Consider the following 11,238-nt stretch of genomic DNA (forward strand, 5'->3'; position numbering starts at 1 on the left):
TATCGCGGCGCCTCGGTCTCGCAGATGAACGGCGAGCGACGGTCGAGCAACCGTCAGGGGAGCGCGTTGCGGTCGGCCGCCGCCTCCTCGCTGACGTGCGCGGTGCCGGCGTGGGCGGTGTTGCCCTGCAGCACGATCGAGCCGGTGCGGGTGAACTCCTCCTCCACCTCGGCGTTGCGCCGGTAGGTGGCGAGGCTGACGACCACCGCGACGATCAGGTTGAGCACGAAGCCCGGCACGATCTCGTAGAGCGTGAAGAACTCGAAGCCGCTGACGATCTCGCCGTCGACCGTGTTCGCCTTCTCGATGCCGTCCCAGATGAACACGGTCGCGGCGCCGACGATCATGCCGGCCAGCGCACCCCAGTTCGAGAGCTTGCGCCAGTAGAGGCTCAGCAGCACGATCGGGCCGAACGCCGCACCGAAGCCCGCCCAGGCGAAGCCGACCAGGCCGAGGATGGTGTCGTTGGGCGTGATCGCCAGCACCGCCGCGATGAGCGCGACCGCCAGCACGCAGGCGCGTCCCAGCACGACGAGCATCTTCTGCGAGGGCTGCTTCTTGGCGAAGACCTGGAAGAGGTCCTCCACGAGCGCCGACGAGCTGACGATCAGCTGGCTGGAGATCGTCGACATGATCGCCGCGAGCACCGCCGCCAGCACGAGGCCTGCCACGAAGGGGTGCAGGAGGGCCTGCGACATCAGCAGCACGACGGTCTCGGGGTTGTCGAGGGCGATGCCCTGCTGCTGCACGTAGGCGATGCCGACGAAGCCGGAGACGACGGCGCCGATGAGCGAGATGACCATCCAGCTGATGCCGTAGTTGCGGCCGGCCTTCGCGTCATGCACGGTCTTGAGCGCCATGAAGCGCACGATGATGTGCGGCTGGCCGACGTAGCCCAGCCCCCAGGCGAGGGCGGAGATGATGCCGAGCACCACCATGCCGTCCATGTCGGCGGGGAACAGGCCGGTGAGCTCTGCGCCGGAAGCCTCGATGCCCTCCTGCACGCCGCTGAAGCCGCCGACCGTGACGAACGCCATGACGGGGACGATGATGAGGCCGAGGAACATCATCAGGCCCTGCACGACATCGGTGAGCGATGCGCCGAGGAAGCCGCCGAAGAGCGTGTAGAGCAGCGTGACGCCGCTGACGAGCAGCATGCCCCAGATGTAGTCGGTGCCGAACGACGACTCGAAGAACACGCCGCCGGCGACCATGCCGGAGGAGACGTAGAACGTGAAGAACACCAGGATGACGACGCCCGCCACGATGCGCAGCAGGCGCGTGCGGTCGCGCGTGCGGTTCTCGAAGAAGCTGGGGATGGTGATCGAGTTGTTCGACACCTCGGTGTAGGCGCGCAGCCGCGGAGCGACGAACTGCCAGTTGAGGAAGGCGCCGATCGTGAGACCGATGGCGATCCAGGCCTCGATGAGGCCAGCGGCGTAGATGGCGCCCGGCAGACCCATCATGAGCCAGCCGGACATGTCAGACGCACCGGCGGAGAGCGCCGCCGTGAACGGGTGCAGGTCGCGGCCGGCGAGCATGTAGTCCTCGTGGCTCTTGGTCTTTCGCGCCGCGTAGACGCCGATCGCGATCATCGCCGCGAAGTAGATGGCGATCGCCACCAGTTGGAATGTGATGTCCGACATCGTCATCTCCCCAGTTCGGTTGCGTAACAGCGTACTCACGTGCGACTCATAGGGACGAGTGCATGTGGCGAGTCCCCGCATCCGCCTGCATCGGATGCGGCGCGACCGCTGTGTGACGAACCGTGACCCGTGCAGCTACCCGTGCGGCGCGCACGCTGGGTACCGTGCGGGAGACCGACGAACCGGAAGGCCCACCATGACCCGCATCGACGTCTCCCACGCAGGCAGCCTGCCGCGCACCCCGGAGCTCATCGCCGCCAACGCTGCGCGCTCGTTCGCCGAGGACGGACTCACGCTGCAGCGGACGCCCGAGTTCGAGGAGCTGCTCACGGCGGCGGTCGCCGACCTCGTGCGCAGGCAGCGTGAGCTCGGCATCACGATCATCGGCGACGGCGAGTACGGCAAGGCGATGTCGAACCCCTCCGACTACGCCGCCTGGTGGACCTACGTCTTCCAGCGCGTCCAGGGGCTGGAGATCACCGGCGAGGACATCTTCACCGAGCCCATTCAGCGCTCGGCCCCCGGCGACGTGCGCCTGACCTCGTTCCCGGACCGCCGCGACTGGGTGCGCTTCCAGGACGCCTACCAGGATCCCGACCAGCCGGTGCTCAAGCAGCAGCCGGCGACGGCGTTCCCGGCCACCACCGGTGCGCTGCATTACACCGGTCACGAGGCGCTCGCCACCGACATCGCGAACCTGCGCGCCGGCCTCGACAGCGCGGGCGCGGAACAGGGGTTCCTGACCGCGCTCTCGCCGGGCTCGGCCGCGCGCATCGCGAACCGGCACTATGCGAGCGAGGAGGAGCACATCTGGGCCTGGGCCGAGGTGCTGCGCGAGGAGTACAGGGCCATCACCGACGCCGGCTTCATCGTGCAGATCGACGACCCCTCGCTGGCCGAGAACTTCGACCAGATCAATCCCGAGCCGTCGATCGAGGACTATCTGGCCTTCACCCGCATCCGGGTCGAGGCGCTCAACCACGCCATCCGCGGCCTGCCGGAGGAGCTCGTGCGACTGCACCTGTGCTGGGGCTCGTGGCACGGGCCGCACACGACCGACGTGGCGTTCGGCGACATCGCCGAGCTGGTGCTCGAGGTCAACGCCGGCAGCTACTCCTTCGAGGCCGCCAACGCGCGCCACGAGCACGAGTGGCGCGTCTGGGAGCAGGTGGAGCTGCCCGCGGGCAAGCGCATCGCCCCCGGCGTGATCGGCCATGCCACCAACGTGGTCGAGCACCCCGAGCTGGTGGCCGACCGCATCGAGCGCTTCGCCCGCATCGTCGGCCCCGAGCGCGTGATCGCGTCCACCGACTGCGGGCTCGGCGGCCGCATCCATCCCTCCATCGCCATCGCGAAGCTCGAGTCGCTCGGGCAGGGCGCCCGACTGGCCGAGGAGCGGCTGGGGGCCGCCGTCTCGATCATCTGACGCGGCGCAGCGCGGAGGGGCCGGCAGCGGCGTGCACCGCTGGCCGGCCCCTCGAACGCGCGAGGCGCTTCAGCGCACCGTCACCGCGGTGCCGTCGACGACGACGTCGAACTCGAAGCCAGCTGTCTCGGCGTGCACCACCTGCAGCGCATCCGCACCGTCTCTGACCTCGACGCCGAGCGCCGTCAGGCGAGCGGACTCGCCCGCGACGTCGGGGGTGCGGCGGCGCAGCGCGACGAGCTCGACCGTCGGCAGCTCGTCGAGAGCGGGATGCGGGGTCGTTCCCCAGTCGATGAGGAAGGGCGGCTGATGCTCGTCGCGAGGGAGACCCAGGCGCCAGGCGAGCTCGCGCCCGTCGGGTGTGCGGCGCGAGAGCGGCTCGGGGTCGCCGTAGTCGTGGCCGGCCGCGCGCGCACGCACGATGGTCGCATCGAGGTCGGCGGGCGCGATCGCGAAGCTCGCCACGCGCGGCGCGGCCAGCTGGTCGATGCCGAAGCGCGGCACGTCGGCCGCCGCCCGGCCCGCCTCGGCGTCGGGGCCGATGAGCTCGAGGTACTGCCGCACCCGCGCGCCGCCGCGCGTGAACGCGACGAGCGCGTTGGCGGTGCCGGTCGGGTGCCGGCCGCCGGCCGTCGCTCGCACGCCGGTGGTGCGCTCGAACGCCTCGACCAGCGCCGCCAGATCCGGACCGGCCAGCACGATGTGGTCGAGGGTGCGGGGCACGCCCATCAGACGACCTCCGGCTCGCCGAGCGAGAGCATCAGCCGGTTCGCCCAGTTGAAGAAGGCCGCACCGCTGATCTGATCGAGCAGGCCCACGTCGTCGAGGCCGGCCGCGCGGAGGCGCTCGACGTGCTCGGCACCGAACGCCGCCGGCGTCGCCGTCAGCGCGGCAGCGGCATCCGCGATCGCATCCCAGCGCTCGTCGACGCGAGCGCCGACCCCCTCGTCGAGCAGCCGCTGCACGTCGTCGCCGCGGCCCGAGAGTCGCGACGCCGCGCGCGCGTGCACGGAGGCGCAGAAGACGCAGCCGTTGACGCGGGAGGCGGCGGCTGCGGCGAGCTCGCGCTCCCAGCGCGGGGTGCCGCCATCGTCGTTGTGGAAGATGTCGAGATCGGTGAGCGTGCGCGCCCGCAGCGCCTCGGGGTCGCGCGCGAGCAGCCGGAAGTACGGGTTCGTGGCGCGGTCGGGCTCCACCAGGCTGTCGCGCTGCGCCGCGGTGAGCTCGGCCTCGGGCACCGGCGGCGCCCACGGCACCCAGCCGAGGCTGCGCTGGGTGAAGGCGTCCGGGCGCCGCAGCGCCGGGTAGTCGGTGATGGTGGTCATGCGCGGGCCTCCTCGAGCTCGGTGGCGGATGCGGTCGTGGCGTCTGCGGTCGTGTCGGCTGCCGTGGCGGCGAGCACGCGCAGGCCGTGCACGAGCCGCAGCTGGAACGACAGGAAGGCGACCAGCTGGCTGAGCGAGACGAGCGCATCGGGGCCCCAGCCCGCGGCGGTCAGCGCACGCAGCGCCTCGGGCCGCGCGTCGCGCGGGTGCAGCACCAGCAGGTGCGCGTGCTCGAGCGCTGCCGCCAGTCGCTCCCCGAGCACGGAGCGGTCGACGCGGGCGACGGGGCCGGCGACCGCCTCCCGCTGCAGCGCGGGCTCGCGGTAGCCGCCGTACGGGCCGGATGCGCGGCCCGCGTCGGCTGCGCGTCGCACGGACGCGGTGACCCCGGGGGCCGCCGCGTCGTCCAGCAGCTCGAGGTAGAAGGCCGACGAGCGGGTGGGCGCGCCCTGGGCATCGTGCAGCAGGGCGACGTAGGCGGCGACCGCGTAGCGGTCCCCGAGCGGGAGCTCACCGGGGTCGGCCGGCTCGAGCAGCGCGAGGAAGCTCTGCTGCGCGTTCTCGCGCGCATCGGGCCGCGCTCTGCGGATCGTGTCGAGCCGGGATCCAGCGGTGATCTCGGCGAGGTGGTCGATGATGTCATGCGACACGGCGTGCCTCCTGGGGTTCGATGGCGACGGGCCAGCCGAGCGCCGGCGCGACCTCTCGGGCGAACAGCTCGAGCGAGCGGTTGGTGATGGACGCGTCGGGGTCGACCGAGTGCACCTGGATGGAGACCTCGGTGGCGCCGGCGGCCACGGTGTCGGCCGCGAGCGAGTCGATGACCTCCGCCGGCGTGCCGAGGTGGGTCTCGCTGCGCACGAGCAGCTCGTCGAGCGAGAGGGAGCCGGGGGTGATGCCGTGCAGCTGCGCCACCTGCGCGCCGATCCCGGCCTCGGCATGCGCGCGCACGGCGCTGCGGTCGGCCGGGTCGACGACCACGACGCTGCGGGAGGCGAGGACGCGCGGCGCGACACCCGATGGCAGCGCGTCGAGGTAGGCGTCGACGAGCCGGCGCTGCACCTCCCACACCCGCGGCGGGACGTCGCCCGTGTGCTCGCTCGGGATCGGCTGCACGCGCGAGAGCATCAGGCCGTCGCCCTGCGCGCCGATCGCGCCGGCGCCCTCCGGCGAGAAGGTCGCCTGCCAGATGCGGCCCTCGAGCCCGGTCTGCTGCTGCGGGTACAGCGATTGGTCGGCGGTGCCGGCGATGAGCGAGCGAAGCCGGACGAGCTTCGCGTCGTAGATGGCGCGACGCTGCCCGGGGTCCTCGCCGAAGGCGCTCAGCGTGCGGGGGCTGCCGCCGGTGCCCAGGCCCAGCTCGGCGCGGCCACCCGCGATCGTGTCGAGCACGACCGCGTCCTCTGCGGCGCGCGCGGGATGCTCGTGCGCGAGCGTGAGGATGGCCGTGCCGAGCCGGATGCGAGCGGTCCGCGCGGCGGCCGCCGCGAGCAGCACGAACGGCGAGGGCAGACCGCCCTCGGCGCCGTCGAGGTGATGCTGTGCCACCCAGGCGGTCTCGAAGCCGAGCGACTCGGCCAGCTCGATCTGCTCGAGCGCGATGCGGTAGCGCTCCGCTGCAGCCGCGTCGTCGAGCACGCGGGTGAAGAATCCGATCGTCGGCGCCATCACGCCACCTCCAGCTGCCCGTGCTGTGTTGGCCGGCTGCGTCGGGCGTCTCGCAGCCAGTCGGGGGAGGGCACCGCATCCAGCAGCGCCCGCGTGTACTCGTGCTGCGGGCTCGACAGCACCTGCTGCGTCGTGCCCGTCTTGACCGCGCGGCCGTGGCGCAGCACCGTGACGGAGTCAGCGATGCGGCGCACGACCGCGAGATCGTGGGTGATGAACAGATAGGTGAGGCCGAGATCGCGCTGCAGCCGCTCGAGCAGGTCGAGGATCTGCGACTGCACCGTGACGTCGAGCGCCGAGACCGCCTCGTCGAGCACGACCGTCTGCGGCTCGATGATGAGCGCGCGGGCGATGGCGACGCGCTGGCGCTGCCCGCCGGAGAGCTCGCGCGGCAGTCTGCCGGCGACTTCTGCGGGCAGTGCGACCTGCTCGAGCGCGGTGGCGACGCGCTCCGCGAGCACGCGGCGATCGCGCACGCCGCCGTGGGCGAGCGGCAGGTTCAGCAGCGGCTCGCCCACCGTCTGCCCGATCGAGCGGCGCGGGTCGAGCGAGGCGTAGGGGTTCTGCGAGACGAGCTGCACCGCGTGCCGCAGGCGTCGGCTGCCGCGCTCGGCGAGCACGTCGAGCTCGCCGATGCGGATCGATCCGGCGGCGGGCGTGTGGAAGCCCGCGAGCGCCCGGCCGATCGTCGTCTTGCCGGAGCCGGACTCGCCCACCAGCGCATGCGTCGTGCCACGAGCGATCCCGAGGCCGACCTCGTCGACGGCGCGGAACGCATCCGTGCCCTTCCCGTACTCGTGGACGAGGCCCTCGACCATCACGAACGGCTCGACCGCGAGGCGCTCGGGCCGAGGCGCCGCGTCGGTGAGCGCGGGCGCGTCAGCGAGCAGGGTGGCCGTGTATTCGCGCTGCGGGTCGAGCAGCACCGAGCGCGTCTCGCCGACCTCCTCGAGCCTGCCGCCTCGCAGCACCGCGATGCTGTCTGACCGCTCGGCCGCGACCGCGAGGTCGTGCGTGATCAGCAGCACGCTGGATCCGAGCTCGGCGCGCAGGTCGTCGAGCAGGTCGAGGATGCGCCGCTGCACCGTCACGTCGAGCGCGCTGGTGGGCTCGTCGGCGATGATCAGGTCGGGCTCGAGGGCCACTGCTGCCGCGATCAGCGCCCGTTGCCGCATGCCGCCCGAGAGCTCATGCGGGTACTGCCGCGCGCGCCGCTCGGGGTCGTCGAGGCCGACCCGCTCGAGCAGGTCGAGGACGCGACGGCGGATGGCCTCCTTCGTGCCCCAGCGGTGGATGCGCAGCGGCGCGGCGACCGAGGCGCCGATCGTCTGCACGGGGTTGAGCGAGGTGCCGGGATCCTGCGGGACGAGCGCGATGCGCGCGCCGCGCAGCTGCTGCAGCGCGCGGGCGGGCAGCTTCGCCAGGTCGAGGTCGCCGCCGGCGAGCTGCAGCCCGATGCTGCCGCGCTCGATGCGGCCGCCGGCCGCCAGCAGCCCGATGATCGAGTGGCCGATGGTGGTCTTGCCGGAGCCGGACTCGCCGACCAGGGCGAGCACCTCGCCGCGCTGCAGCTCGAGGTTGACGCCGTGCACGGCGGTGTGCCGCTCGCCGCGAGCGCGATAGGAGATGGCCAGGTCATCGATCGTGAGCAGTGTGCTCATGCTGTTGCCTCTCTGACGGCGGATGCGACCCGATTGGCCGACAGCACGACGGCTGCGACGACCAGTCCGGGCAGGGTGGTGAGCCACCAGGCGGTGGCGACGTAGTCGCGGCTCTCGGCGATCAGCAGCCCCCACTCGGGTGTGGGCGGCGGCGCGCCGTAGCCCAGGAAGCCGAGCGTGGAGATCTGCAGGATCGCGCTGCCGAACTGCAGTGCGGCGAGCGCCAGCACGGCGCCCAGCGAGTTGGGCAGCACGTGCCGCCAGAGCACGCGGAGGAACGAGCCGCCGGAGCCGAAGGCCGCCTCCACGTAGTCGCTGCGCCGCACCTTCAACACCTGCGAGCGGGCCAGCCGGGCGAAGACGGCGATCGAGGTCACGCCGACGGCGATCGCGGCATTCGTGACGCCGAAGCCGAGCAGCACGATGACGCTCAGCGCCAGCAGCAGGCCCGGGATCGCCAGCAGCACGTCGACGACCCGCATGAGCGCCTCGTCGGCGAGGCCGCCGGTGGAGCCCGCGAGCACACCGATCGCGGTGCCGACGACCAGCCCGACGAGCACCGCGATGGCAGCGCCCGAGAGCGAGTTGCCGGCGCCGAAGATGACGCGGGCGAGCAGGTCGCGTCCGGTGGCGTCGGTGCCGAAGGGATGCGCGCCGCTCGGCGCCTGCAGAGCGTGCAGCGCCTCGCCCGCGACCGGGTCCTGGCTCGTGAACAGCCAGGGCAGGATCGCCCACGCCAGTGCGATGGCGAGCACCGCGACCGCGAGCACGAGGGTGAGGGCGGGCCGCCGGCGCGCGGCAGCGCGCTCGGTGCGCCGGGGGAGCAGGACCGCTGCTGTCGCGCTCATGCGTGCACCGCCTTCCGCAGCCGGGGGTCGATCGCCGGGGCGACGAGGTCGACCGCCAGGTTGATGGCGACGAAGCCGACGGCCGAGATGACGACGATGGCCTGCAGCACCGGTGTGTCGCGGGTGGCGACCGCATCGACGGTGAGCCGGCCGAGGCCGGTGCGGGCGAAGACGGTCTCGGTGACCACCGCGCCCGCGATCAGCTCGCCGAACAGCACCCCGGCGATGGTCAGCGTCGGCAGCAGCGAGTTGCGCGCGACCTCCTTCGACAGCAGCCAGCGGGGGCCGGCACCGCGCGCCCGGGCGACGGCGATGAAGGGTTCGGCGACGGTGTCGTCGATGCTGCGGATGAGCACCTGCGCCAGCGGCGCCGCGATCGGCACGGCGATCGTCAGCACCGGCAGCACGAGTGCCTCGACCGGGTTCGCGTTGATCACCGGGATCAGGCCGAGCTGGAACGAGAAGACCTGCAGCAGCACGATGCCGAGCCAGAAGACCGGCACCGACACGAGCAGCGGCGGCAGCGAGCGGAAGGCGCGCCGGAGCCACTCGGCCGACGAGAAGGTCGCAGCGACGGCGACGCCGGTCGCCAGCAGCACGGCGACGAGGAAGCCCAGCGATGCCAGTGTGACGGTGGCGGGCAGCGCCGCGGCCAGCAGCGACTCGACCTCGGCCCCGTTCTGCAGCGACGTGCCGAGGTCGCCGCTGAGGAAGCCCGCTGCCGACTGCCACAGCTGCACCCAGACCGGCTGATCGGTGCCGTAGACGAGGCGCAGCTGATCGAGCTGCGCCTCGGTCAGCCCGAGCTCGGGGCTCGCGTACCGGGCGACGATGGCGTCGCCCGGCAGCGCGTGCAGGAGCAGGAAGGCGAGCACGAACGTGGCGACCACGACCAGCGCTGCCTGTCCCGTGCGGCGGAGTGCGTAGGGCATGGCCCCCTCAGCCCTCTAGCCAGACGCCCGAGAACGTGGGGCGGCCGACCGACTCGGTGCCGAAGCCGTGCACCACCGGCTGCAGCCCGTAGACCTGCGGCTCCTCGAAGAAGGGCAGCACGTAGGCGTGCTCGGTCAGGTGCGCCTGCACGGCGGCAGCGGCGGCGGTCCGCTGCTCGGCGGCGGGTGCGGAGGCGACCTCGCGCAGCAGCGACTCGAGCTCGGCGTCGATCGGCTCGCCCGACTCGTCGGCGTTGCGCAGCGTGTCGCGGTTCTCGATCGAGTACTGGCTCTTGATCACGTCGTAGTCGGCCCGCCCCACCATCGAGTGGTAGATCTGGATCTGCTCGATGTCGGCCGCGGCAGCGGTCTGCGCGGCCTGGTCGCCCTGGAAGAGCTCGAGCTCCACGCCGACCTCACGCAGCTGCTGGGCGACGAGCGTGATGACGTCGCGCGAGCGGGGCTGCGGCAGCGCCTCGTTCACGACCAGGTGCAGTCGCTCGCCGTCGCGCACCCGGATGCCGTCGTCGCCGACCTCCCAGCCGGCCTCGTCGAGCAGTGCCCTTGCGCGCTCCTGGTCGAACTCGTAGGCTCCGACCTGCTCCGCGTAGCCCAGCGCTGTCCGGCTCAGCGAGGAGGTCGCGAGCGGATAGCCGTCCGAGAAGATCGAGTCGACGATCTCCCGGCGGTCGATGCCGGCGATCAGCGCCTGCCGCACGCGGATGTCCTGCAGCAGCGGGTGGTCGAAGCGGAAGCTCAGCCCGTTGTTGACGCCGTTGGTCTGCTCGGCGACGATCTCGAGCCCGGCTGCGGCCACCTGCGCCTCGTGCTGCGGCTCGACCTGCCGCGCGATGTGCCCCTGGCCTGAGACGAGCGAGCCGATGCGCACGCTGTCCTCCGGGGCGATCACGATGTCGACGGCGTCGACGTAGGGGCGACCCTGGTTCTGAGCCGACGGCGGTGCCCACGCATAGTCCTCGCGCGCGGCGAGTCGGATCGTCGTGCCGATCTGCTCGGACTCCACGACGAAGGGCCCGGCCCCTATCACCTCGCTGGCGTTGCCGGGGCCGAAGCCCTCGGAGTCGAGCTCGAGCGACGCATCCGCCAGCAGGCCGGAGTTGTTGGTCGACACCGCCTGCGCGAAGCCGGGTGCGGGAGCGCTGAAGTGGAAGCGCACCGTGTCGTCGTCGACGACCTCACCGCGCTCGTAGTTGTTGATCGCCTCGCTGACGATGAGCGCTCGATCCTGGTCGCCGAGGCCGTACAGGTCGATGTTCGCGACCACGTTCTCGGCCGTCAGCGGGGTGCCGTCCGAGTAGGTGATGTCGGTGCGGATGTCGAAGGTGTACTCGGTGGCGTCCGCGTTGACCTCCGGCAGCGCCGTGGCGACCCAGGGCTCGAGCTCGAGCGTCTCGGGCACCTGGTGCAGCAGGCGCACGGTGAGGTTGTTCACGAGCGCGCCGTTCGGGTAGAAGCCGGCGCTCGGCGGGTAGAGCGTCGAGTAGGCCTGGTGCTCGAGGTACGTGAGCGTTCCGCCGGTGACGGGGCCTCCGTCGCTGCTCTGGGGCGCCGACGCCTGGCTGGAGGAGCACGCGCTCAGGGCGAGGGCCAGAGCGGCGACGCCGGCGAGTGCTGACAGACGCGGATGCGGTGTGCGGTTCACGAGGACCTCCATAAGCGGTGGTTGGTACGCCTCTAAGACAAGCCGATTGCGGCAGCACGCGCATCCTGG

General features: G+C 72.1%; 10 protein-coding genes. 1 reads left to right on the forward strand and 9 read right to left on the reverse strand.

Annotated elements, in window-relative coordinates; translation table 11 throughout:
* Positions 1-53 precede the first annotated feature (53 nt).
* A complete protein-coding gene (gene putP / locus J1M46_RS03605; protein ID WP_206446570.1) occupies positions 54-1,646 on the reverse strand; it encodes a sodium/proline symporter PutP in 1,593 nt (530 codons plus the stop codon).
* Positions 1,647-1,842: 196 nt separating this feature from the next.
* On the opposite strand from putP, the gene J1M46_RS03610 reads away from it, so the two are divergent.
* Positions 1,843-3,072 carry a cobalamin-independent methionine synthase II family protein gene (locus J1M46_RS03610; RefSeq protein ID WP_206446571.1) on the forward strand — a complete coding sequence of 410 codons (1,230 nt, stop codon included), beginning with the start codon at positions 1,843-1,845 and terminating at the stop codon, positions 3,070-3,072.
* 69 nt (positions 3,073-3,141) lie between these two features.
* Here J1M46_RS03610 and J1M46_RS03615 read toward each other — a convergent pair whose 3' ends face one another.
* Genes J1M46_RS03615 through J1M46_RS03645 form a run of 8 tightly spaced genes read right to left on the reverse strand, consistent with a single transcriptional unit; the run spans position 3,142 to position 11,169 of the window.
* The gene (locus tag J1M46_RS03615) at positions 3,142-3,801 is read right to left on the reverse strand and encodes a VOC family protein (RefSeq protein WP_206446572.1); all 660 of its coding nucleotides are present in this window, start codon (positions 3,799-3,801) and stop codon (positions 3,142-3,144) included.
* Positions 3,801-4,397 (reverse strand): alkylhydroperoxidase domain protein, encoded by a 597-nt coding sequence (locus tag J1M46_RS15210; RefSeq protein WP_241248998.1) that lies wholly within the window; start codon positions 4,395-4,397, stop codon positions 3,801-3,803. Before J1M46_RS15210 ends, J1M46_RS03615 begins: the two co-directional genes overlap by 1 nt.
* A complete protein-coding gene (locus J1M46_RS15215; RefSeq protein WP_342384259.1) occupies positions 4,394-5,047 on the reverse strand; it encodes a CMD domain protein in 654 nt (217 codons plus the stop codon). The genes J1M46_RS15210 and J1M46_RS15215 overlap by 4 nt, the downstream gene beginning before the upstream one ends.
* Entirely contained in the window at positions 5,037-6,065 is a 1,029-nt protein-coding gene (locus J1M46_RS03625) for an LLM class flavin-dependent oxidoreductase (protein WP_206446573.1), read from the reverse strand. Before J1M46_RS03625 ends, J1M46_RS15215 begins: the two co-directional genes overlap by 11 nt.
* Entirely contained in the window at positions 6,065-7,726 is a 1,662-nt protein-coding gene (locus J1M46_RS03630) for a dipeptide ABC transporter ATP-binding protein (protein ID WP_206446574.1), read from the reverse strand. Before J1M46_RS03630 ends, J1M46_RS03625 begins: the two co-directional genes overlap by 1 nt.
* Positions 7,723-8,574 carry an ABC transporter permease gene (locus tag J1M46_RS03635; protein WP_206446575.1) on the reverse strand — a complete coding sequence of 284 codons (852 nt, stop codon included), beginning with the start codon at positions 8,572-8,574 and terminating at the stop codon, positions 7,723-7,725. Before J1M46_RS03635 ends, J1M46_RS03630 begins: the two co-directional genes overlap by 4 nt.
* Positions 8,571-9,506, reverse strand: coding sequence for an ABC transporter permease (locus tag J1M46_RS03640; RefSeq protein ID WP_206446576.1), 936 nt, complete (start codon positions 9,504-9,506; stop codon positions 8,571-8,573). Before J1M46_RS03640 ends, J1M46_RS03635 begins: the two co-directional genes overlap by 4 nt.
* A 7-nt stretch (positions 9,507-9,513) precedes the next feature.
* Positions 9,514-11,169: a TIGR04028 family ABC transporter substrate-binding protein gene (locus J1M46_RS03645; protein ID WP_342384260.1), complete on the reverse strand. Its 1,656-nt coding sequence runs from the start codon at positions 11,167-11,169 to the stop codon at positions 9,514-9,516.
* Between the last annotated feature and the right edge of the window lie 69 nt (positions 11,170-11,238).

The sequence above is a fragment of the Agrococcus sp. KRD186 genome, from assembly GCF_017168255.1.
GTDB lineage: Bacteria > Actinomycetota > Actinomycetes > Actinomycetales > Microbacteriaceae > Agrococcus.